The following is a 19,994-nucleotide window of genomic DNA, read 5'->3' as shown; positions in this document are numbered from 1 at the left end:
GTGCTCGTCGCCGTGCTCCTGTGGATGCTGTACCTGCTGCCCTCCTGGCGCGGTCGTTTCCAGTACAACGCGGCCGAGCGGAACGCCGTGCGGCTCAATCAGGCGCTGCGGATCCTCGCCGAGACGAGCGAGACGCCCAGCGAGGTGCACATGGAGCTCAACGCCCGGACCGTCGTCGCCCAGCAGAAGCTCGCGAAGCGGCTGCAGGCCCAGCGGGAAGCCGCGGAGCTCGAGGCGCTCCGCCAGGAACTCGCCGCCACCCGCGCCGATCCCGTGATCCGTCGGGCTCGCGCCCGCCGACGGGTGCGGCTGACGGCGACCGTCGCGCTCGGCCTCGGCCTCGCAGCCGTCGGGCTCGGCATCTGGCAGCTCCTGGCCACCGGGGGAGCGGTGCTCCTCTGGAGCGGTGGGGTGGCAGCCCTCATCGCCACCATCGTCCTGCAGCGGATGGCCGCGGTCGCTGTGCGCGCTGCACGGCGTCCGCAGCCCGCGGCCGTCGAGACCGTCGCGGAGAGGGTCGCTCCGGCTCTGCATGACCAGGGCCCCGCCACCTGGACCCCGCGTCCGCTGCCGGAGCCGATGGTGTCGGTCACGGGATCGCGCGCCCAGGCGGCTCGCGCCGAGATCGATGCGCAGGAGGAGCGCCGCAAGGCCGCTCGGGTCGCCGCGCTCCGTGCCCGCGCCGAGGAGATGGCGCCGGCCGCGCCCGTCAGCCTCCCGGCAGCACCGGAATCCCCGTACGCCCGCATGGGCTTCGTCGACGACGCCGAGATCGAGGCGCACGTCCGCCAGCTCCTCCAGCGTCGGGCCGCCGGATGACCGTCGCGGTGAGCGCGGGTCTGCACCGCTGACGCCTCGGTGCCGCTCAGCGAGAGCGATGCCGACACCTCGTCCGTGCCGGCGCGCCGACGACGACCGCGAGTGTCGCTGCTCGCGTCGGCGCCGTGTCCGCCCGTAGAGTCGTGGGATGGGAACCATGCAGTACGGCTCCGGCAGCGAGATCCAGATCGAGGACCGCGCCCTGGCCCATCTGAAGGTCGCGATCGCGACCAAGCTCCGCCGGAACGAGAGCTTCACGCTGTCCTGGAGGCACCCGGACGGCGACGTACCCGGGCGCTCGACGATCTGGCTGCACCCGTCGATCCCGCTGCGCTTCACCTTCGCGGAGCCGGAGACGCCGGAGCTGAACGTGAAGTGGGTCCAGGCCCTCATGGTGGAGGCGAGCTCGTCGGGAGGCATCAGCCTCGTGGACGAGGTCGTCGACGGCCCAGCCGACTGAGCGCAGCCGCTACTCGGCGGGGTACGCCTGCCGGGCGAGCTGCCGGGCGAGGTGCGCGGCGTTGCGGGACGCCGTCGTGATCGCGGAGCTCACGGCCTCCGGGGTCTCGTCGAGGTCCTTGTAGTCCACGGTCTGCATGGCCTCGCCGTTCCAGTACACCGAGGTCTGCGCGGGGATCGTGTAGCCGATGCCGTTCAGCGCCTGGAAGAGGATCGCGGAGATGTGGTGCGCGCCGTCCTCGTTCCCGAGGACACCGGCGATCGCGACCTTGTCGAAGAGGATCGGGCGGCCCTGCTCGTCCGTCTCGCTGAGCTCGGCGTCCAGGCGCTCCAGCACGCGCTGGGCGACGCTGGAGTGCTGCCCCATCCACGTCGGCGTGACGAACACGAGGATGTCGGCGTCGAGGACGCGCTGACGCAGGGTCGGCCACTGGTCGCCGTCGCCCATGTCCTTCTCGACGCCGGGGCGGATGTCGAGGTCGACGGCGCGGACGAGGTCACCCGTCACCCCGTGCTCGGCGAGGGCATCGAGCAGCTGACGTGCGAGCAGATCGGAGCTCGACGATGCGGGGGAGGGCTTGAGGGTGCAGGAGATCGCGAGGGCGGTGAGGGAGGTGTCCATGGTCCGACTCCACCAGACATCCGGGCGGCGGCACAGGGCCTTTCCGGGTCCGGGCTATCCTGGTAGAGCACCGACGACAGGAGATCCCGTGATCCTCAGCTTCCTCTTCTTCATGATCATGTTCCTCGGAGGCTTCTGGCTGCTGGGGATCGCCCACGAGATGCCGGACACGCTCGCCGCGCTCACCTTCGTCGGCGGCATCCTGCTCGTCTCGCTGGCTCTCGGGTTCGCGATGCGTCAGCGCGGTTCCGCCACGCGTCGCTCCAAGAACTGGACCGGCAGCCCGACCGAGTGACCGCCGCGGGGTGGCTCCCCGCGCTCACCGTCGCCGGGCGAGCCTCGCTTCGAGGTTCGCCCGCACCGCGGGCCATTCCGGCTCGATGATGGAGTACTCCACGCTGTCGCGGAGTGCGCCGTTGCGGTAGCGGCTCATGGCTCGCATCACGCCGTCCTGCTTCGCTCCCAGCCGTTCGATCGCGGCGCGGGACTGGAAGTTCACCCACTGGGTCGTCAGTCCGACTCGGAAGACCCCCAGCGTCTCGAAGGCGTGGCGGAGGAGCAGCAGCTTCGATTCCGCGTTGGTGCCCGTGCCATGGGCGGACGGGCGGTTCCAGGTGTATCCGATGTGCAGCCGGGGGACGTCGGCGACGATGTCGTAGTACGACGTCAGTCCCAGCACGCGTCCCGCGACGTCGAAGGCCGTGAAGGGCACCATCTCGCCGGTGGCGACGAGGCCCAGGCGGCGGTCGACCTCAGCCGCGACGCCGTCGGGCGCCGGAACCGACGTGTACCAGGCCGTCCTCCACAGGTCGCCCTCGGTGACCGCTTCGACGAGGCCGTCGACGTGCGACCGGTCGAGAGGGCGGAGCTCGACGAGCTCGCCGGTGAGAGTGACGGGGGCGGGGGCGACGAGGAAGGCCATGGTGTCATTCAACCAGCGTCGCCCGCCGTCGCCGATCATCAGGCGGCGGGCTCGGACGGGTGCTTCCGGAGGAGCACACGCTGGAACGCGAGGACGATCTCGATCGTCACGTCGAGTTCGAACGCCAGGCTGGCCAGGTGGGTGCCGCGGAGCTGCTCCGCCGCTGCGTACGCCGCCGGCGTGATCAGACATCGCGCGGCCCACTCATCGGCCTGTCGCTCCTGTCGCGCGCGGAAGGTGGCTTGCCCTGTGGGCTGATGGCCGAGATGGGCGTGGCCGAGCTCGTGGGCGAGCACGCTGCGGGCGGTACGCCTGCTCATCCCGGGAGCGAGCCGGATGGTCCGGGTGACGGGTTGGAAGCCCCCGGGGGTGGGACCTGTGCGTTCGATCACACGGAGATCGAGTTCGTCGGCTAGGCGGAGGAGCTGCTGCATGGGCCTCCGTCCGGTCGATGTCGTCTACTCGTAGAGGTCGTCGGTGTCCGTCTCGCGGGTGGATCCGGATTCGAAGGCGACCTCGCGGGTATTGTCGCGCGGGGTGGCGACATCGGTGCGGCGCCGGAAGGGGGTGATGATCGCCGACATGCCGTCGGCGGCCAGGCGCTCCTCGGCCCGGGCGACGAGGACGTGCGGCTCGACCCCGAGCGTGGCGCACACCGCGTAGACCACGGGGACGGGAATGGCGCGCTTGCCCGTCACGTAGTTGTCGAGCGCGCTCCGGGCGATGCCCACGTCGCGCGCCATGGCAGCGATGCTGCTGCGTGCCGCCGCGATCTCCGCCCGCATCTGACGACCGATCGCCTCGTTGAACTGCTCGGCTGGTGTCTTCATCCGGCTCACCTTAGCAGCGCACCGAGAGCAGGATGCCGTCATATTGGCGGGTTGTGGGAGTGTGGGTGTCCGTGCGTGGCGGTACCGTAGGCGCATGGGGACAGAATTGCGTCATCTGATGGCATCAGCGGTGGAGGCTGCGCGATTGCACGCCGGAGTGTCGTTCATGGAACTCGCCGAGCAGGCCGGGATCGCCCCTGCCACCCTGGCCGACCTCCTCGAGGAGCGTGCGGATTTCACGATGGAGGATGTCGCGGGGATCGCGATGGTCCTCGGCGTCCCCGTCACGCGCTTGCTCCCCTGCGCGCCCTGAGGAGAGGCCCGTTCGTGCCACGGGCGGCCGGGACGCGATGAAGTAGCGTGGGCGCATGAAGACCGTTTCCTTCGGATCGACGACCGCTCCGGCCCTGATCGCCGGGATGATGCGCATAGACAGCCTCGATGACGAGCAGATCCGCGCGCTGTACACGACCGCACGCGACGCCGGGATCGACTTCTTCGACCACGCGGACATCTACGGCGGCCAGATGCACCACTGCGAGGCGCGCTTCGCGGATGCCCTGCAGCTCGGCGGCGCGGAGCGGGACGAGATCGTGCTGCAGACCAAGTGCGGCATCGTGCCGGCGCAGGGCATGTTCGACTTCTCCTACGACCACATCGTCGGACAGGTGGAAGGCTCGCTCGCAGCCCTCCGCACCGACCACATCGATGTGCTCCTGCTGCACCGGCCGGATGCGCTCGTCGAGCCGGACGAGGTGGCTCGTGCCTTCGACCACCTCGAGTCCTCCGGCAAGGTCCGGGCGTTCGGGGTGTCGAACCACACGCCCTCGCAGATCGAGCTGTTGAAGACCGCGGTGCGGCAGCCCCTGGTCGCGAACCAGCTGCAGCTGTCCCTCACGCACGCGCCGATCATCGCGCAGCCGGTGGCCGCGAACATGGCCGGGCACGATCAGAGCATCGGGCGCGACGGCGGTGGCATCGTGGACTACTGCCGGATCCACGGCATCACCATTCAGGCCTGGTCGCCCTACCAGAGCGGTTTCGGCGGCGGCGTCTTCCTCGGACACCCGGACTACCCCGAGCTCAACGCGGTGATCGAGCGTCTGGCCGGAATCCATGGAGTGACACCGACCGCGATCGCCACCGCCTGGATCACCCGGCACCCCGCCGGGATGCAGGTCGTGCTCGGCACCACGACGCCGCACCGCGTGCAGGAGGCGGCAGCCGGGGTGGACCTCGTGCTCACCCGGGCCGAGTGGTACGAGCTCTTCCGCGCCGCCGGACACCTGCTGCCGTGAGGTCGCGGTTCCGGTCTCCGCGTCGTCTACCCTGAACCCATGCCGTTCCTGTTCTCGCTTCTGGTCATCGCGCTGATGATCGGTGCGCTGATCGACATCATCACGCGCGACGACTCCCAGGTGAAGTATCTGCCGAAGATGGTCTGGATCATCATCGTGATCCTCCTGCCGCTGATCGGCAGCGCGCTGTGGTTCGCGATCGGCCGCGAGTACGGGGAGGGTGGTGTCCGGCTCCCGCGGATGCGGCGCGCCGAGCGCCCGACCGCCCCGACGGCCACGGTCGCACGCCCCGCGCCGCCGGTCGACGTCCGCTCCACCGAGCAGCAGATCGCGGACCTCGACCGCGAGATCGAGGAGTGGCGGCTCCGCGAGGAGATCGAGAAGCGGCGTCGGGAACGGGGAGACGACGCTCTTCCTTCGTCCTAGCCGCCGAGCGGTCCGGCCTGCCAGGATGCCGTCATGAGCATCCTCGTGAACGTCGACAACTTCGCCCTCGCCGAGACCCACCGCATGATGCGCGACCTCCAGAAGGAGGCCGGGGGTGTGGATCGGTTCCTGCATAACAGGGCTCCGGCCGCGATCGACCGGCAGACCGTGATCCGGCTGAACCGGGACACCCTGTATAGCTTCGCGGTCCTCGACATCAGGGAGGGCGCGACGTTCACCATCCCGGAGCACGGCGACCGCTACCTCTCGGCGATGGTCGTCGACGAGAACCACTACGTCGATGCGATCTTCCACGAGGCGGGCGAGCACACGCTGACGGTGGCGCAGTTCGGGACGCCGTACGTCGTGCTGGCCGTGCGCATCCTCGTGGACCCGGCGGACCCGGCGGACGTGGCGGAGGTGGGGGCCCTGCAGGACCGCATCGCGCTGCGCAGCGGGTCGGCCACGCCGTTCGCGATGCCGGACTACGACACCGTCAGCCTCGACGAGACCCGCCAGGCGCTGCTCGCGCTGGCGCGGAACCTGCGCGGCTTCGACCGCATGTTCGGCAGCGAGGACGAGGTCGACCCGGTGCGGCACCTCATCGGCACGGCGGCGGGCTGGGGCGGGCTGCCGTCATCCGAGGCGAGTTACATCGGCGTCGATCCGCGTCTGCCGGTGGGCCGGTACGAGCTCACGGTCGGCGAGGTGCCGGTCGACGGCTTCTGGTCGATCTCGGTGTACAACGCCGACGGCTTCTTCGAGCCGAACGATCGCGAGGCCTACACGATCAACGACATCACCGGCGTCCGCAACGACGACGGCACGATCACCGTCCGCTTCGGCGACCATCCGGAGGGCGTGCCGAACGTGCTGCCGATCACGGAGGGCTGGAACTACCTCGTCCGCCTCTATCGACCCCGCCCCGAGGTCTTCGACGGGACCTGGACGTTCCCGACGCTCCGGGAATCGGACTGACGAGCTCTGCGCCCGCCGGGTCGCGCCGCGTGCGTCCGGGCGTTCGCGTCGGCGGCGGCGAAGGAGGCGCGGACGGCCTCCTCGAGGTCCGGGTAGCGGAAGGTGAAGCCGGCGGCGGTGAGCTTCTCGGGGAGGACCCAGCGGCTCTTGAGCACGAGCTCGGTCTCGGTGCGGATGCCGATGGCGCCAAGCTCGAGCATCCAGCGCGGCATCGGCGGGCCGACCTGCGCCCCCAGCACGCGGCGCACGGTGGCCATGAAGGCGGCGTTGTCGACGGGGTGCGGTGAGGCGGCGTTGACCGGCCCGTCCAGAGCGGGGGACTCTTCGAGGAACTCGATGATGCGCGCCACATCCTCGATGTGGATCCAGCTGAAGCGCTGTCGCCCGCGACGGGCGCCGGGAAGGTGCGCGGTGCCGGCGGCGCGGCGCGCGGGACCGACCGGCCAGAACCCGTCGTACTGGGGGCCGCCGAGGCCCAGACGTGCGAGGGTGCGCAGCGGTTCCAGCACCCCGCCGTCGCCGAGGACGATGGCGGTGCGGAGGGCCACGCGGCGGGTGCCGGGGAGCGCCTCGGCGAAGAGGGCACGCTCCCACGCCTTGGCGACCTCGACCGAGAAGCCCGTGCCGATCTCGCCGGAGGACTCCGTCATCGGCCGGTCTTCCGCGTGCCGGTAGATCGTGGCCGTCGAGGAGTTGATCCACAGCGGCGGCGGGGTGGCCGCGCGGGAGATGGCGCGGCTCAGAACCGCGGTCGTGTCCAGGCGGGAGCGGAAGATCTCGGCACGGTTGCGCGGCGTGTAGCGGCAGTTCACGCTCTTGCCCGCGAGGCCGATCACGAGCGAGGCCCCGTCGACGGCGGCGTCGATGCCGTCCTGATCGCTCCAGGTGAGGTCACTTCCCGAACGGGAGATCGTGACGACCTCGCGGCCGGCGTCCTGGAGACGGGCCGTGAGGAAGCGCCCCATGAATCCTGTGGCCCCGCCGATGACCACCCGGTCCGTGCTCATGCGCTGTCGTCCTTCCGATCGGGTTCGAGGGCGTAATCGAAATCGCCCCGGTACTCGTAGAGGCGGCCGAGGAGCGGGGCGTCGACCGTCAGGCGCACCCGCTGGCGACCGGCCTCGTCGTCCCAGCGCTCGACGAGCCGGACCACGGGAGCCACGATCCGCGGGATGCGGAGCCGGAAGCGCCCGAGGCGGATGCCCACCGCGAGACTGGTCAGGTGCAGGGCGCCCGCGCGGGGCTCCACGGTGAAGCAGGCCACGACCAGCCCGGGCTCGCCGAGCTCGTCGACGATGCGGCCGTGCCGCGTCGGCGCGACGGCGTCGCGCATCACCCATGGCCCGCTCGCGAACCGGAAGGTGCGCTCGGCGATCGCGCGGGAGGCGATGGTCCGGTTCTCGATGCGGAAGGGCACGTCGCGCTCCCAGCGGGCGGCGATCACCCCGCGCCGCTCGAGGCGGCGGAGGAGCGGCCAGAGCACGCGGCGCGGCGTGCCGACGCGCTGGAACGTGCCTTCGCCGACGCCGACCATCCCGTCCGGGACCGCCTGGAAGTAGGTCCGGAGCCGGGGATGAAGCTCGGCGAGGCGCTCGCCGAGGGCCCTCGCGTACGGGGACTGCGGCACGGGCGTCACGGTTCGAGCCTAGCCCTCGGGGACGCTGTCCCGACCCGCGCCGTCCGCCGGGCGGAGCAGACGGTCGAGGAGGGCGAGGGCCTCGTGCTGCGGAGCCGTGTCATCCAGGAGCCACTGGGTCTGCAGGCCGTCCGAAGCGGCGACGACGAGGGCGGCGACCGCGAGAGGATCGACGTCGGCCCGGATGCGCCCGTCCGTCTGCTGCTCGCGGACCGTCTCGGCGATGTCGGCCCGCAGGCGGGCGAAGCGCTCGGTCGCGAAGGCGCGGGCGGCGGGATGGCCCTCCTCGAGCGCGCTGGCGACAAGCATGGAGTACAGCTGCACCAGACCGGGGACCTCGCGGTTGGCCCTGGCCGACCGGATCATCCCCTCGACGGGGTTCGCGGGTTCCGGCTCGGTCTTCCGTCCCGGGGCGTTGCTCTCCACGTACACCGCGACGAGCAGCTCCTCCAGCGACCCGAAGTAGTGGGTGAGGGCGGCATGCGTCACCCCCACCTCCTTCGCGATCGCCCGCAGGCTCGTGCGGTCGGCGCCGCGGGCCGCGAAGACCTCGATCGCGCGGTCCAGGATCTCCTGGCGGCGGGCGATGCCCTTGGCGTACGCCCCGCGGGGACGCGGGCGTCCGGAGTCGTCGGAGGATGCGGCGGGCATATCCCGAGTCTACCGACTAGAAACTTCCACTTGGAGGTATTCGGTGCTAGCGTGCCTGCAGGGCGCGCGACGCCCTCCTGTCACCGACGACCGAGGAGCACGACCGATGACGATCCAGACCTCTCTGCAGCTGTTCACGATCCGCGAGCAGCTGGAGGCCGACCTCGAGGGCACGCTCGCCGCGGTGGCGGCGCGTGGGTTCACCGCGGTCGAGCCCTACGACTTCGTGCGGCGCGCGGAGGCCATGGCCGCCGCGGTGTCGGCCGCGGGACTGACCGCCCCCTCCGGGCACGCGTTCCTGGCCACGCCGACCTTCGTGCGCCCTGACGGCTCCGGCACCACGGCTCCCGTCCCGCCGCCCGCCGAGGTCTTCGCGGCCGCGAAGACGCTCGGGATGGACACGGTGATCGATCCCTACACCGAGCCGGCGCGCTGGGAATCGGTCGACCAGATCGTCGAGACCGCGCGGCTGCTCAACGAAGCGGCGGAGATCGGCACCGAGGCGGGTGTGCGGGTCGGCTATCACAACCACGCGCACGAGCTGGAGGCCGTGTTCGACGGGGTGACCGGGTTGGAGTTCCTCGCGGAGCACCTCGACGAGCGCGTCGTGCTGGAGGTCGACCTGTACTGGGTCGCCCGCGGCGGCGTCGATCCGGTGGCCCTCGTGGAGCGCCTGGGCGAGCGCGTGATCGCGGTGCACGCGAAGGACGGCACGCTCGACCCCGCGCTGCTCGATGCCTACCCGCCGGCGGATCAGGTGCCCGCGGGCGACGGGGCCGTGCCGCTCCGGGAGGCCATCGCCGCCGCGTCCGCGCTCGAGCTCGCCATCGTGGAGTTCGACCATTACGACGGCGATCTGTTCGACGCCATCGAGCGCAGCCGGGTCTTCCTCGACGCCGAGGCGGCGCACTGATGGTGCGCGGGGGCGGAGTCGTCGGCGTCGGCCTCATCGGCGCGGGCAACATCAGCGACCAGTACCTGCAGAACCTCACGCGCTTCCCGGACGTGGAGGTGCGGGCGATCGGCGACCTCGTCGAGGAGCGGGCGCGCGCGCAGGCCGCGGCGTACGGCGTACCGCGGGCCGGGGGCGTCGAGGTCGTGCTCGACGATCCCGACATCGACATCGTCGTGAACCTCACGATCCCCGCCGCGCACGTCGCCGTCTCGGAGGCGATCGTCGCCGCCGGGAAGCACGTGTGGACCGAGAAGCCGCTCGGCGTGGACCGCGAGGAGGCGCGACGCCTGCTGGAGACGGCCGCAGCGGCCGGACTCCGTGTCGGCGTAGCGCCCGACACCGTCCTCGGCCCCGGTGTGCAGACCGCGAAGCGCGCGATCGCGCGCGGCGACATCGGCCGTCCGCTGTTCGGCCAGACGACCTTCCAGTGGCAGGGGCCGGAGATCTTCCACCCGAACCCCGCATTCCTCTACGCGAAGGGGGCGGGGCCGCTCCTCGACATGGGGCCGTACTACGTCTCGACCCTGGTCCACGTCTTCGGGCCGGTGGCCGCCGTGGCCGCCCTCGGGCTGCAGGGGTCGCCGACCCGCCGCGTGCAGGTCGGCGACCGCGCCGGGGAGGAGTTCCCGGTCGAGATCCCGTCCACGCTCAGCGTCCTGATGGACTTCGAAGGCGGCGGTCAGGCGCAGAGCCTCTACAGCACGGACTCGCCGCTGGTGCGGCAGGGCATCGTGGAGATCACGGGAACCGAGGGCACCCTCGTCATCCCCGACCCGAACACGTTCGGCGGGCCGATCACGATCACCCGGCCGCTGTCCCGGCACTTCGTGCCGCCGGAGCCGGTGGTGCAGGAGGTCGTCGATGTCGCGCCGGAGGGGGTGCTCGCGGGGCGCGGGCTCGGGCTGCTCGACATGGTGCGCGCGATCGCGGAGGACCGACCGCACGTCGCCACCGGCGACTTCGGGTACCACGTGCTCGACACGCTCCTCTCGATCGAGGAAGCCGCAGCGCGGCGCACGTTCGTGGAGGTCGCGAGCACGCTGGATCAGGTGGGCGCGCTGCCCGCCGACTTCGATCCCTTCGCGGCGACGTAGCGGTCCACGTTCGCGGGGGAGAGCACCTCGCGGGCGACCATGATCGCCGCCCCCAGCACCGCCGCGCGGTCGCCCGCCTGCGACTGCACGATCGCGAGGTGCTGGGTGGCGAGCGGGATCGAGCGGCGGTAGACGACCTCGCGGACACCGGCGAGCAGGTGCTCGCCCGCGCGGGCGATGCTGCCGCCGAGCACGATGATCGACGGGTTGAGCAGGTTCACGACCGTCGCGAGCACCTCGCCGACATCGCGACCCGCCTGGCGGGTGGCCTCGATGGCCGCCGCATTGCCGGCGCGGACGAGGTCGACGACGTCGGAGGCGCTGTGCACGTCGTGGCCTTCGGCGCGCAGCGCCACGGCGAGGGCCGAACCGCTCGCGAGGGCCTCGAGATCCCGTTCGTCGCCCGGCTCCCGCCCCGAGCCGGCGCTCATCGGCACCTGGACATGACCCATGTCGCCCGCCGACCCCTGGGCACCGCGCTGGAGCTGACCGCCGGCGATGATGCCGGCGCCGATGCCGGTCGAGACCTTCACGAACACGAGGTCGTCCACCCGTGGCCAGCTCGTGGCCTGCTCGCCGAGCGCGAGGATGTTCACGTCGTTGTCGACGAGGACGGGGACGTCGAACGTGCGCTGCACGTAGCCGGGGACGTCGAAGCGGTCCCAGCCCGGCATGATCGGCGGGTTCGTCGGGCGCCCCGTGGAGTGCTCGACGGGGCCGGGCACGCCGATGCCCACGCCCACGAGGGGAAGGCCGTCGGCGGTCGCGGCGAGCAGGGCCGTCCCCTCCGCGAGGATCGCGTCGAGCAGGGCCTCGGGGCCGTCGCCGATGTCGATGGTGCGGGTGCGCGCGACGAGGATCACGCCGGCGAGGTCGGCTACGGCAACGGTCGCGTGCGTGGCTCCGAGGTCGACGGCGAGGACGAGTCCGGCGCGCGGGTTGAACGCCACGCGGGCGGGAGGGCGGCCGCCGGTCGACACCGCTTCACCGGCGGGGCGGAGGAGGTCGGCGGCCAGCAGCGCGTCGACCCGGGAGGCGACGGTGGAGCGGGCGAGGCCGGTGAGGGCGGCGAGCTCCGCCTTGGTGCGCGCGTGTCCGTCACGGAGGATCTGGAAGATCTCGCCGGTCCCGGGGGAGGGCGCCGCGAGCGGTCTCAGCACGTCAACCATGGCGTCAGTAAAGCACAGCACTTCTCGCAGTCGGTTGTGCGACTTCGGTTTCGTTACAAACAACTTTTGACGAGGTGCTAGCAAAAGTAGGTACGGCTGTGTCAGACTCACCGGCATGACAACGGATGTCACTGACACCGGTCTCGGGACGATCCGAACCGGGATCCTCGGCGGGGGCTTCATGGCCCGCGTGCACCGCACGGCCGCCCGAGACGCGGGCGGCGCGCTGCGCGCCGTCGCCACCCGATCCGCCCAGGGAGCCAGGGACGCCGCGCAGATGCTCGGAGCCGAACGCGCCGCGCACGACGCGGATGACCTGCTCGCCGCGGATGACATCGACGTCGTCCACATCTGCACCCCGAACGCGACGCATGCCGACCTCGCCCTGCGGGCGCTGCGTGCCGGCAAGCACGTCGTGTGCGAGAAACCGCTCGCGACCACCGCCGCGGACGCCGCGATGCTCGCCCGGGCCGCCGAGGAGACCGGCCTCGTCGCCGCCGTCCCCTTCGTCTACCGCTACCACCCGATGGTGCGCGAGGCCCGGGCCCGCGTCGCCCGCGGCGAGGCCGGCGACCTCCTCACGCTCGACTGCTCCTACCTGCAGGACTGGATGCTGCGGCCCACCGACGACGACTGGCGCGTGCGATCCTCGTCCGGCGGCGCCTCCCGGGCGTTCGCCGACATCGGCTCGCACCTGTGCGACCTGCTCGAGTTCGTCACGGGAGACCGCATCCGCGCGCTGAGCGCCCGCACCCGCCGGGTCTTCGCCGAGCGGGCCGGGCAGGCCGTCGACACGGAGGACATCGTCGCCGTGCTCGTCGAGACCACGGCGGGGGCCCTCGGCACGCTGCTCATCTCCCAGATGGCGGCCGGCCGGAAGAACGCCCTCACCCTGGAGCTGCACGGCACGCGGCAGAGTCTGCGGTTCGAGCAGGAACGGCCGGAGGAGCTCTGGGTCGGCATGCGCGAGGAGTCGCGGCTGCTGCTGCGCGACCCCGCCACGGCCGACCCGGAGTCCGCCCGGTTGCAGCGCGTCCCGGCCGGGCATGCCATGGGGTATCAGGACGCCTTCAACGGCTTCGTCGCCGACGTCTACGCCGCGATCGCGGGCGAGGTCCCTGACGGACTGCCGACGTTCGCCGACGGCCACCGCGCCGCCGTGCTGACCGCGGCGGTGCTCGATTCCGCCGCCCACCAGGGCCGCTGGACGGAGGTGCCGGCATGACCGTGACGACCACGCAGCCCGTGCTGCAGGTGGCGGGGATCCGCAAGGCGTTCTTCGGCGTCGAGGTGCTGAAGGGCATCGACTTCGACGTGCGGCCCGGGGAGGTGCACGGCCTCGTCGGCGAGAACGGCGCGGGCAAGTCCACCCTCATGAAGATCATCGCGGGCGTGCAGCCGGCCGACGAGGGGACGATCACGTACCGTGGCGCGGAAGTGCGCCACGCGCACCCGCGGCAGGCGATGGACGCCGGCATCGTCACGGTGTTCCAAGAGTTCACCCTGCTCCCGGAGCGCACGGTCGCGCAGAACGTCTATCTCGGCCGGGAGCCGCGGCGCGCGGGGCTCATCGACGTCCGGGCCATGAACGTGCGTACCGGGGAGCTGCTGAGCGACCTCGGCGTCTCCTTCATCGATCCGCAGTCCCGGGTGGGCTCGCTGACGGTGGCCGAGCAGCAGATCGTCGAGATCGTGAAGGCGCTGTCGTTCGACGCGCAGGTGATCTCGATGGACGAGCCGACCGCCGCCCTCAGCGACCGCGAGGTGGAGCTGCTGTACGCGATCATCCGCCGGCTCACGTCCCGAGGGGTTGCCGTCATCTACGTGTCGCACCGGCTGAAGGAGATCTTCGACCTCTGCGACCGCATCACGATCCTGAAGGACGGCGCCCTCGTCTCCACGGACGAGACCGCGGCGCTGACCACCGACGAGCTCGTGCGCCGGATGGTGGGGCGGTCGATCCAGTCGTATTTCCCTGACCCGGTGGCCGGCACCGCAGTCGGCGCGCCCCGACTCGAACTCGACGGCTGCGGGAACGCCTACGTGGACGGGGTGTCGCTGACGCTCCGTGCGGGGGAGATCGTCGGGGTGGCCGGGCTCCAGGGGTCGGGGCGCACCGAGCTGGTGGAGGGCGTGTTCGGCATCCAGGCCTTCACCCGCGGCGCCGTGCGGATCGACGGGAAGCCGGTGCGGATCGGCGGACCACGCGCGGCTGTGCGCGCCGGACTCGCCCTCGTCTCCGAGGACCGCAAGGCGCAGGGGCTCGCGCTGGGGCAGTCGATCCTCGACAACGCCCTGCTCGTGGTGCGGAACGTGTTCGCGGGACGCACCGCCGCGTCGCGCCGGGAGGTGCCGGGGGTGCTCCGCACACTGGAGGTGTCCTCGCGCGGTCTCGACCAGGAGGTGCGCTTCCTGTCCGGCGGCAACCAGCAGAAGGTGGTGCTGGCGAAGTGGCTGCTCACCCAGCCGCAGATCGTGCTCTTCGACGAGCCGACGCGGGGCATCGACGTGGGGGCCAAGTACGCCGTCTACCAGCTCATGCGTGAGCTGGCGGCACAGGGGAAGGCCGTGCTCATGGTCTCGAGCGAGCTCCCGGAGGTCATCGGCATGAGCGACCGCATCCTCGTCATGCACGACGGCGAACTCGTCGCCGAGCTGCCGGCCGGTGCGGCCGAGCACGAGATCCTCGCGGCGGCCACCGGCGCCGACCGCGGTCCTTCGACGAACGGGGGTGCGCGATGAGCCGCCGCACCGGAGCCCGTCTCCGCATCGACTCGACCGTCATCGTGCTCGGCATCCTGCTGCTCGCGCTCGTGGTCGGCGCGATCCTCGTCGCCACGGTCGGTCGCAACTTCCTCAGCCCGGGGAACATCCGCGACATCCTGACCGGGATGAGCGTGCTCGGCCTCGTGGCCATCGGGCAGACGCTCGTGGTGCTCGGGGCCTCGCTCGACCTGTCGGTCACCTACGTCATCAGCCTGTCGAGCCTGCTCGCGGCGACGATGATGGCCGGGAACGCGGGGAACATCCCGCTCGCGGTGATCGTGACGCTCCTCGTGTGCGCGGGGATCGGGCTCGTGAACGGGCTCATCGTGACCGTGCTCAAGGTCAACGGCTTCATCGCGACGCTCGGCGTCGGGCTGATCCTCCAGGGCATCCTCAACACGAACTTCGAAGGCTCGGCGGGCGAGGTCCCGTGGGCGTTCCAGCTCATCGGCGCGACCGGCGTCGGACCGATCCCGGTGTCCACGCTCATCATGATCGCGCTCGCCGTGCTGGTCTGGGTGCTGCTGAACCGCACCCGTACCGGCGCCCATCTCTACGCAGTCGGCGGCGACCCCGAGATCGCGCGGCTCAGCGGTGTGCGCACCCGCCTCCCGCTGATCTGGGCGCACGTGCTGTGCTCCGTGTTCGCGGGCCTCGCCGGACTCCTGCTCGCCAGCCGTCTCGGCGTCGGCAGCCCGACGGTCGGTCAGCAGGGTGGCTACGCGCTGCTCTCCATCGCCGCGGTCGTGCTCGGCGGCACCCTGCTCCTCGGCGGACGCGGCTCGATCTGGGGCACCATCGGCGGCGTCGCCATCCTCGCCGTCGTCGACAACGTCATGAGCGTGCTGCAGGTGAATCCCTTCCTCAAGGACGTGGTGCGCGGCATCGTCATCGTCGCCGCGGTCGCCGTCTACAGCCGCCGGGCCATCGTGCGGCGTCGTCCCCGCTTCGGCGCCGGCGGCACGCGCACCGGGGGAGACGACGTCGCGAAGGCGGCCGAAGCCGACATGGCGGTCGCGGCCGCCGAGCTCGCGGATCCGACCACCGAGGTCGCCGCCGTCGACAGCGCCGGGGATACCGCCTCCGTGCGGGAAGGAGGACGCTCATGAACGCGCTGCGCACGCTCGTCAGCCCCCGCGGGGCGGTCTTCCTGCTGCTCGTGATCCTGCTCGTCGCGGTCGCCGTGCTCAACCCGAGCTTCGCCGAGCCCGGGCAGTTCATGCGGTACCTGCAGCGCGTCGCCCCCATCGCGATCGTCGCGATCGGGCAGTACTTCGTGATCATCGCGGGGGAGTTCGACCTCTCCCAGGGATCGCTCATCACGGCGCAGGTCATCATCGCCGGCAACCTCGTCGGCCAGGACGACGCCCGCACCCTCCCTGTCCTGCTGCTCATGATCGTGTTCGGTGTGGTCGTCGGGCTCGTGAACGGCGTCCTCACGACGCTGCTCAAGGTGCCGTCGTTCATCGTGACGCTGGGCATGATGCTCGCCCTGCTCGGCGGCGTGATGTGGTGGACGGGCGGCGCGGCCACGGGGAACCCGGCCGACAGCTTCCGGGAGATCGGTCGCGGCGGGATCCGCGACCTCCCCGTGCTGGAGTTCCTGCCCTGGGCCGTTCTGCTGCTCGCCGCCTGGCTCGCCCTCGGCATCGTCATCACCACGCGCCCGCTGGGCAAGACCCTCATCGCAATCGGCGACAACGCCCGCGCGGTGGACTACGCCGGTGCCCGCCGGGCCTGGGTCACGACCCGCGCGTTCGTGCTGTCCTCCCTCTCCGCCACCCTCTCCGCCGTCCTGCTCGTCGGGTACGCGGGGGTGCACCCGTCCGTCGGCCGCGGCTACGAGTTCACCGCGATCACCGCGGTGGTGCTCGGCGGCGTCGTGCTCGGCGGAGGACGAGGGTGGATCGTCGGCGCCGTGGCCGGAGCGTTCGCGCTGGAAGCGCTGTTCCTGCTCCTGAACATCGCGGGCGTGCCCTCCACGCTCCGCGACGCCGTGCAGGGCGTCATCATCATCGCGGCCGTCGCCTATGCGGGGGTCGCCTTCCGAGCCCGCCGCCGGCGCGGTCCCCAGCCGACGGACGTCCCGACCGCGGGGACCGAGAACGCCGAGAACCGCACCACCGCATCAAGCCCTACAACCAGAGGAGATTAGCAATGCGACGATCGATGAAGATCGCCACCGCAGGGGTGGCCCTCTTCGGCCTCATCGCGCTCGCCGGGTGCACGACCGACCCGTCCGTGGCGCCGGCGGAGTCGGAGAACCCCGAGGAGTCGGCCGAGACCACCGAGTGGTTCGACCAGGAGCTCTTCGACAAGCAGGACGAGGAGCGCGGCGTCGACCCCCAGGGCCCCGCCGACCAGCCCTACCTGCAGCACATCAACGCCGAGATGGTCGACACGTCGGAGTTCGCCAGCACCGGCGCCAAGAAGGCCTGCTTCGCGAACGCCTCGATCTCGAACCCGTGGCGGCAGACGGGCTGGATCACGATGAACGAGCAGCTGAAGGTGCTGCAGGAGTCGGGCGCGATCAGCGAGATGGAGACCCGCGACGCGCAGGACTCCGACGACACGCAGATCGCCGACATCGACTACTTCATCTCCGAGGGGAACTGCGACGTCTTCCTCATCTCGCCGAACAGCACGGCGGCGATGACCCCCGCGGTCGAGCGGGCGTGCGAGACGGGCAAGCCGGTGGTCGTGTTCGACCGCGGCGTGAACACCGACTGCCCCGTCACGTTTATCCACCCGATCGGCGGCTTCGCCTGGGGCATCGACACCGCGGAGTTCCTCATCGACAACCTGGAGGAGGGCGACAAGGTCGTGGCTCTCCGGATCCTCCCCGGCGTCGACGTGCTGGAGCACCGCTGGGCCGGCGCCGAGAAGCTGTTCGAGGAGGCCGGGATCGAGGCCGTCGACCACTTCACCGGTGCCGACCCCGCCGAGATCAAGAGCATCATCAGCGACGAGCTCGCCAAGGGCGACGTGCAGGGCATCTGGATGGACGCCGGTGACGGTGCCGTCGCCGCCATCGAGGCCTTCGAGGATGCCGGAGCCGACTACCCGGTGATGACCGGCGAGGACGAGATGAGCTTCCTCCGCAAGTGGAAGGACACGGGTCTCACCGGCCTCGCTCCGGTGTACTCGAACTTCCAGTGGCGCACCCCGCTGCTCGCGGCGCAGATGATCTTCGCGGGTGAAGAGGTGCCGAAGGAGTGGGTGCTCCCGCAGAAGCCGATCACCGAGGCCGAGCTGGACGACTACCTCGCGGCGAACGAGGGGATGCCCGACGGCCACTACGCCAAGTTCGGCGGCGAGGACCTCCCCGGCTACCCGACGGTCTGGCAGGAGCGTCAGATCCCGTAACCCCGTGTGCTCCCGCCCTTCCGCTCGGCCCGCGCCGAGTGGGAGGGTGGGAGCACCCGTACGATCACAAGGACAACGATGCCCCGCACGATCGCCGTCAACACCTGGGTCTGGACGTCTCCGCTGACGGACGACACCCTGGAGCCGCTCGCCCGCACGGCGGCGCGGATGGGCTACGACGCCCTGGAGCTGCCGCTGGAGAGCGTCGGCGACTGGGATCCGCTCCGGGCCCGCACCGTGCTGGACGGCCTCGGCATGGGCGCGGTCGTGGTCGGCGCGATGGGTCCTGGTCGCTCGCTGCTCGCGCGCGCCGGAGACGTCGCCGCGACGCAGGACTACCTCCGTGCGTGCCTGGACGCCGCGGCCGTGCTCGGGGCCTCGATCGTCGCCGGACCCTTCTACGCCCCGACCGGCGTCACCTGGCGCATGGACGAGGCGGAACGGGCGGAGGTCGTCGGGGAGCTCCGGGAGAACCTCGCTCCGCTCGCCAGGGAAGCCGCGGCGATCGGCGTGACGCTGGCCGTCGAGCCGCTCAACCGCTACGAGACCAGCGTGCTGAACACCGTGGCGCAGAGTCTCGACGCGCTGGCGCCGCTGCTCGGCGCAGGGGTGGGGCTGGCCCTCGACACCTACCACCTCAACATCGAGGAGAAGCGGCCGGCCGACGCGGTCCGCGCGGCCGGCGCCGCCATCGCGCACGTGCAGGTGTGCGGCAGCGACCGCGGTGCCGTGGGCGACGACCACACCGACTGGCCGGAGATGCTCCGCGCGCTCGACGACGCCGGCTACCGCGGTGCGCTGGGACTGGAGAGCTTCACAGGGGAGAACGCGACGATCGCCGTCGCGGCTTCCGTGTGGAGACCGCTCGCCGCGAGCCAGGACGACCTCGCTGCCCGCAGCATCGCCCACCTGCGCGCCCTCGGGGCCTGAACCCCCCGCCCGCGATACGAAGCCCCGCGAGACGAAGGAGTATCCATGAGCAGTCACCCGGTCACCCTGTTCACCGGCCAGTGGGCCGACCTCCCGTTCGAGGAGGTGGCCCGCCTCGCCGCGGAGTGGGGCTACGACGGTCTGGAGATCGCCGCGTCCGGCGACCACCTCGACCTCCGTCGGGCGGACGAGGACGACGCCTACGTCGCCTCCCGGCGCGAGATCCTCGACCGGCACGGCCTGCGGGTGTTCGCGATCTCCAACCACCTGGCAGGGCAGGCGGTGTGCGACGACCCGATCGACTTCCGGCACGAGGGCATCCTGCGCCCGTATGTCTGGGGCGACGGCGAGGCCGAGGGCGTGCGGCAGCGAGCCGCGGAGGACATGAAGCGTGCGGCCAGGGTGGCCAGGAAGCTCGGCGTCGACACCGTCGTCGGCTTCACCGGGTCGTCGATCTGGCCCTATGTCGCGATGTTCCCGCCGGTGCCGGAGACGGTGATCGCCCAGGGCTTCCAGGACTTCGCTGACCGGTGGAATCCGATCCTCGACGTGTTCGACGGGGAGGGAGTGCGCTTCGCCCACGAGGTGCATCCGGGGGAGATCGCGTACGACTACTGGTCGAGCGTCCGCACCCTCGATGCGATCGACCACCGTGACGCGTTCGGCTTCAACTGGGACCCCTCGCACATGATGTGGCAGAACATCGACCCGGTCGGCTTCATCGTCGACTTCGCCGACCGGATCTACCATGTCGACTGCAAGGACACCCGTCTGCGCCCGCGGAACGGCCGGGCCGGGGTGCTCGGCTCGCACCTGCCGTGGGGCGACCCCCGGCGCGGCTGGGATTTCGTCTCCACCGGCCACGGCGACGTGCCGTGGGAGGACGCCTTCCGTGCGCTGGACGCGGTCGGCTACGAGGGGCCGATCTCGATCGAGTGGGAGGACGCCGGCATGGACCGCCTGCACGGAGCGCCCGAGGCTCTGGCCTTCGTGCGCTCCCTGCTGTGGCCGCAGCCCGAAGCTGCCTTCGACGCCGCGTTCCGCCACCAGTGACGGCAGGGAGGACGACCGCT

Annotated in this window: 24 protein-coding genes; 16 read left to right on the top strand and 8 right to left on the bottom strand. The window is 71.3% G+C overall.

Annotated features, from left to right (window positions below):
• On the top strand, nt 1–819 hold an 819-nt coding region (locus B2W79_RS13185; protein WP_292790132.1), incomplete at its 5' end, for a hypothetical protein.
• Nucleotides 820–967: 148 nt separating this feature from the next.
• On the top strand, nt 968–1,279 hold the full coding sequence (locus B2W79_RS13180; RefSeq protein ID WP_071328801.1) for a hypothetical protein: 312 nt from the start codon (nt 968–970) through the stop codon (nt 1,277–1,279).
• A gap of 9 nt (nt 1,280–1,288) precedes the next feature.
• On the opposite strand, the gene B2W79_RS13175 is transcribed toward B2W79_RS13180, so the two are convergent.
• Nucleotides 1,289–1,900 (bottom strand): flavodoxin family protein, encoded by a 612-nt coding sequence (locus B2W79_RS13175; RefSeq protein WP_292790130.1) that lies wholly within the window; start codon nt 1,898–1,900, stop codon nt 1,289–1,291.
• Between the two features lie 88 nt (nt 1,901–1,988).
• Between B2W79_RS13175 and B2W79_RS13170 the strand changes: the two genes are divergently transcribed.
• On the top strand, nt 1,989–2,195 hold the full coding sequence (locus B2W79_RS13170) for a hypothetical protein (protein ID WP_025105563.1): 207 nt from the start codon (nt 1,989–1,991) through the stop codon (nt 2,193–2,195).
• Nucleotides 2,196–2,219: 24 nt separating this feature from the next.
• On the opposite strand, the gene B2W79_RS13165 is transcribed toward B2W79_RS13170, so the two are convergent.
• Genes B2W79_RS13165 through B2W79_RS13155 form a run of 3 tightly spaced genes read right to left on the bottom strand, consistent with a single transcriptional unit; the run spans nt 2,220 to nt 3,652 of the window.
• The gene (locus tag B2W79_RS13165; RefSeq protein ID WP_071329112.1) at nt 2,220–2,822 is read right to left on the bottom strand and encodes a GNAT family N-acetyltransferase; all 603 of its coding nucleotides are present in this window, start codon (nt 2,820–2,822) and stop codon (nt 2,220–2,222) included.
• A 38-nt stretch (nt 2,823–2,860) separates the two neighbouring features.
• Nucleotides 2,861–3,256, bottom strand: a complete 396-nt coding sequence (locus B2W79_RS13160; RefSeq protein WP_292790127.1) for an ImmA/IrrE family metallo-endopeptidase — start codon at nt 3,254–3,256, stop codon at nt 2,861–2,863.
• Nucleotides 3,257–3,280: 24 nt separating this feature from the next.
• On the bottom strand, nt 3,281–3,652 hold the full coding sequence (locus tag B2W79_RS13155; RefSeq protein WP_240743011.1) for a helix-turn-helix domain-containing protein: 372 nt from the start codon (nt 3,650–3,652) through the stop codon (nt 3,281–3,283).
• 94 nt (nt 3,653–3,746) lie between these two features.
• Here B2W79_RS13155 and B2W79_RS13150 point away from each other — a divergent pair, with 94 nt between their 5' ends.
• From B2W79_RS13150 to B2W79_RS13135, 4 genes are read left to right on the top strand one after another with little or no spacing between them, the layout of a single operon-like run.
• Complete coding sequence (locus B2W79_RS13150) at nt 3,747–3,965, top strand: helix-turn-helix domain-containing protein (protein ID WP_256209422.1); 219 nt, start codon at nt 3,747–3,749, stop codon at nt 3,963–3,965.
• Nucleotides 3,966–4,020: 55 nt separating this feature from the next.
• The gene (locus tag B2W79_RS13145; protein ID WP_292790123.1) at nt 4,021–4,950 is read left to right on the top strand and encodes an aldo/keto reductase; all 930 of its coding nucleotides are present in this window, start codon (nt 4,021–4,023) and stop codon (nt 4,948–4,950) included.
• A 39-nt stretch (nt 4,951–4,989) separates the two neighbouring features.
• A complete protein-coding gene (locus tag B2W79_RS13140) occupies nt 4,990–5,376 on the top strand; it encodes a PLDc N-terminal domain-containing protein (RefSeq protein WP_071328795.1) in 387 nt (128 codons plus the stop codon).
• Nucleotides 5,377–5,409: 33 nt separating this feature from the next.
• Complete coding sequence (locus tag B2W79_RS13135; RefSeq protein ID WP_071328794.1) at nt 5,410–6,354, top strand: DUF1214 domain-containing protein; 945 nt, start codon at nt 5,410–5,412, stop codon at nt 6,352–6,354.
• Here the strand turns inward: B2W79_RS13135 and B2W79_RS13130 are convergent.
• From B2W79_RS13130 to B2W79_RS13120, 3 genes are read right to left on the bottom strand one after another with little or no spacing between them, the layout of a single operon-like run.
• Nucleotides 6,288–7,361, bottom strand: coding sequence for an epimerase (locus B2W79_RS13130; protein ID WP_292790120.1), 1,074 nt, complete (start codon nt 7,359–7,361; stop codon nt 6,288–6,290). The two genes, B2W79_RS13135 and B2W79_RS13130, sit on opposite strands and share 67 nt — an antisense overlap.
• The gene (locus tag B2W79_RS13125; protein ID WP_292790118.1) at nt 7,358–7,990 is read right to left on the bottom strand and encodes a DUF4166 domain-containing protein; all 633 of its coding nucleotides are present in this window, start codon (nt 7,988–7,990) and stop codon (nt 7,358–7,360) included. The genes B2W79_RS13130 and B2W79_RS13125 overlap by 4 nt, the downstream gene beginning before the upstream one ends.
• 9 nt (nt 7,991–7,999) lie before the next feature.
• The gene (locus B2W79_RS13120) at nt 8,000–8,641 is read right to left on the bottom strand and encodes a TetR/AcrR family transcriptional regulator (protein WP_292790116.1); all 642 of its coding nucleotides are present in this window, start codon (nt 8,639–8,641) and stop codon (nt 8,000–8,002) included.
• Between the two features lie 106 nt (nt 8,642–8,747).
• On the opposite strand from B2W79_RS13120, the gene B2W79_RS13115 reads away from it, so the two are divergent.
• Both B2W79_RS13115 and B2W79_RS13110 read left to right on the top strand, forming a co-directional pair.
• Nucleotides 8,748–9,554 carry a sugar phosphate isomerase/epimerase family protein gene (locus B2W79_RS13115; RefSeq protein ID WP_292790114.1) on the top strand — a complete coding sequence of 269 codons (807 nt, stop codon included), beginning with the start codon at nt 8,748–8,750 and terminating at the stop codon, nt 9,552–9,554.
• A complete protein-coding gene (locus tag B2W79_RS13110) occupies nt 9,554–10,690 on the top strand; it encodes a Gfo/Idh/MocA family protein (RefSeq protein ID WP_025105576.1) in 1,137 nt (378 codons plus the stop codon). The genes B2W79_RS13115 and B2W79_RS13110 overlap by 1 nt, the downstream gene beginning before the upstream one ends.
• Here the strand turns inward: B2W79_RS13110 and B2W79_RS13105 are convergent.
• Nucleotides 10,642–11,859, bottom strand: coding sequence for an ROK family transcriptional regulator (locus B2W79_RS13105; protein WP_292790112.1), 1,218 nt, complete (start codon nt 11,857–11,859; stop codon nt 10,642–10,644). The genes B2W79_RS13110 and B2W79_RS13105 overlap by 49 nt on opposite strands.
• Before the next feature lie 115 nt (nt 11,860–11,974).
• Here B2W79_RS13105 and B2W79_RS13100 point away from each other — a divergent pair, with 115 nt between their 5' ends.
• From B2W79_RS13100 to B2W79_RS13070, 7 genes are all read left to right on the top strand, one after another.
• The gene (locus tag B2W79_RS13100; protein ID WP_071328788.1) at nt 11,975–13,084 is read left to right on the top strand and encodes a Gfo/Idh/MocA family protein; all 1,110 of its coding nucleotides are present in this window, start codon (nt 11,975–11,977) and stop codon (nt 13,082–13,084) included.
• The gene (locus B2W79_RS13095; protein WP_071328787.1) at nt 13,081–14,601 is read left to right on the top strand and encodes a sugar ABC transporter ATP-binding protein; all 1,521 of its coding nucleotides are present in this window, start codon (nt 13,081–13,083) and stop codon (nt 14,599–14,601) included. The genes B2W79_RS13100 and B2W79_RS13095 overlap by 4 nt, the downstream gene beginning before the upstream one ends.
• On the top strand, nt 14,598–15,734 hold the full coding sequence (locus tag B2W79_RS13090; RefSeq protein WP_292790109.1) for an ABC transporter permease: 1,137 nt from the start codon (nt 14,598–14,600) through the stop codon (nt 15,732–15,734). The genes B2W79_RS13095 and B2W79_RS13090 overlap by 4 nt, the downstream gene beginning before the upstream one ends.
• On the top strand, nt 15,731–16,780 hold the full coding sequence (locus B2W79_RS13085) for an ABC transporter permease (protein ID WP_256209421.1): 1,050 nt from the start codon (nt 15,731–15,733) through the stop codon (nt 16,778–16,780). The genes B2W79_RS13090 and B2W79_RS13085 overlap by 4 nt, the downstream gene beginning before the upstream one ends.
• A gap of 14 nt (nt 16,781–16,794) precedes the next feature.
• Entirely contained in the window at nt 16,795–17,991 is a 1,197-nt protein-coding gene (locus B2W79_RS13080) for a substrate-binding domain-containing protein (RefSeq protein WP_371259839.1), read from the top strand.
• Nucleotides 17,992–18,069: 78 nt separating this feature from the next.
• Entirely contained in the window at nt 18,070–18,921 is an 852-nt protein-coding gene (locus B2W79_RS13075) for a sugar phosphate isomerase/epimerase family protein (RefSeq protein ID WP_085606150.1), read from the top strand.
• 45 nt (nt 18,922–18,966) lie between these two features.
• On the top strand, nt 18,967–19,974 hold the full coding sequence (locus B2W79_RS13070; RefSeq protein ID WP_292790103.1) for a sugar phosphate isomerase/epimerase family protein: 1,008 nt from the start codon (nt 18,967–18,969) through the stop codon (nt 19,972–19,974).
• Nucleotides 19,975–19,994 lie beyond the last annotated feature (20 nt).

This window comes from Microbacterium sp. UBA7513 (genome assembly GCF_002478345.1).
Classification (GTDB): domain Bacteria; phylum Actinomycetota; class Actinomycetes; order Actinomycetales; family Microbacteriaceae; genus Microbacterium.
The sequence above is the reverse complement of the archived record's forward strand: the minus strand, read 5'-3'. Positions and strand labels throughout refer to the sequence as shown.

Excerpts from the sequence above, each read along its gene's own strand:
- B2W79_RS13110 (WP_025105576.1), top strand. The coding sequence starts at position 9,554 with ATGGTGCGCGGGGGCGGAGTCGTCGGCGTCGGCCTCATCGGCGCGGGC.
- B2W79_RS13135 (WP_071328794.1), top strand. The coding sequence starts at position 5,410 with ATGAGCATCCTCGTGAACGTCGACAACTTCGCCCTCGCCGAGACCCAC.
- B2W79_RS13090 (WP_292790109.1), top strand. The coding sequence starts at position 14,598 with ATGAGCCGCCGCACCGGAGCCCGTCTCCGCATCGACTCGACCGTCATC.
- B2W79_RS13120 (WP_292790116.1), bottom strand. The coding sequence starts at position 8,641 with ATGCCCGCCGCATCCTCCGACGACTCCGGACGCCCGCGTCCCCGCGGG.
- B2W79_RS13180 (WP_071328801.1), top strand. The coding sequence starts at position 968 with ATGGGAACCATGCAGTACGGCTCCGGCAGCGAGATCCAGATCGAGGAC.
- B2W79_RS13155 (WP_240743011.1), bottom strand. The coding sequence starts at position 3,652 with ATGAAGACACCAGCCGAGCAGTTCAACGAGGCGATCGGTCGTCAGATG.
- B2W79_RS13175 (WP_292790130.1), bottom strand. The coding sequence starts at position 1,900 with ATGGACACCTCCCTCACCGCCCTCGCGATCTCCTGCACCCTCAAGCCC.
- B2W79_RS13115 (WP_292790114.1), top strand. The coding sequence starts at position 8,748 with ATGACGATCCAGACCTCTCTGCAGCTGTTCACGATCCGCGAGCAGCTG.
- B2W79_RS13075 (WP_085606150.1), top strand. The coding sequence starts at position 18,070 with ATGCCCCGCACGATCGCCGTCAACACCTGGGTCTGGACGTCTCCGCTG.
- B2W79_RS13085 (WP_256209421.1), top strand. The coding sequence starts at position 15,731 with ATGAACGCGCTGCGCACGCTCGTCAGCCCCCGCGGGGCGGTCTTCCTG.
- B2W79_RS13145 (WP_292790123.1), top strand. The coding sequence starts at position 4,021 with ATGAAGACCGTTTCCTTCGGATCGACGACCGCTCCGGCCCTGATCGCC.
- B2W79_RS13140 (WP_071328795.1), top strand. The coding sequence starts at position 4,990 with ATGCCGTTCCTGTTCTCGCTTCTGGTCATCGCGCTGATGATCGGTGCG.
- B2W79_RS13080 (WP_371259839.1), top strand. The coding sequence starts at position 16,795 with ATGAAGATCGCCACCGCAGGGGTGGCCCTCTTCGGCCTCATCGCGCTC.
- B2W79_RS13160 (WP_292790127.1), bottom strand. The coding sequence starts at position 3,256 with ATGCAGCAGCTCCTCCGCCTAGCCGACGAACTCGATCTCCGTGTGATC.
- B2W79_RS13095 (WP_071328787.1), top strand. The coding sequence starts at position 13,081 with ATGACCGTGACGACCACGCAGCCCGTGCTGCAGGTGGCGGGGATCCGC.
- B2W79_RS13165 (WP_071329112.1), bottom strand. The coding sequence starts at position 2,822 with ATGGCCTTCCTCGTCGCCCCCGCCCCCGTCACTCTCACCGGCGAGCTC.
- B2W79_RS13100 (WP_071328788.1), top strand. The coding sequence starts at position 11,975 with ATGACAACGGATGTCACTGACACCGGTCTCGGGACGATCCGAACCGGG.
- B2W79_RS13130 (WP_292790120.1), bottom strand. The coding sequence starts at position 7,361 with ATGAGCACGGACCGGGTGGTCATCGGCGGGGCCACAGGATTCATGGGG.
- B2W79_RS13105 (WP_292790112.1), bottom strand. The coding sequence starts at position 11,859 with ATGGTTGACGTGCTGAGACCGCTCGCGGCGCCCTCCCCCGGGACCGGC.
- B2W79_RS13150 (WP_256209422.1), top strand. The coding sequence starts at position 3,747 with ATGGGGACAGAATTGCGTCATCTGATGGCATCAGCGGTGGAGGCTGCG.
- B2W79_RS13070 (WP_292790103.1), top strand. The coding sequence starts at position 18,967 with ATGAGCAGTCACCCGGTCACCCTGTTCACCGGCCAGTGGGCCGACCTC.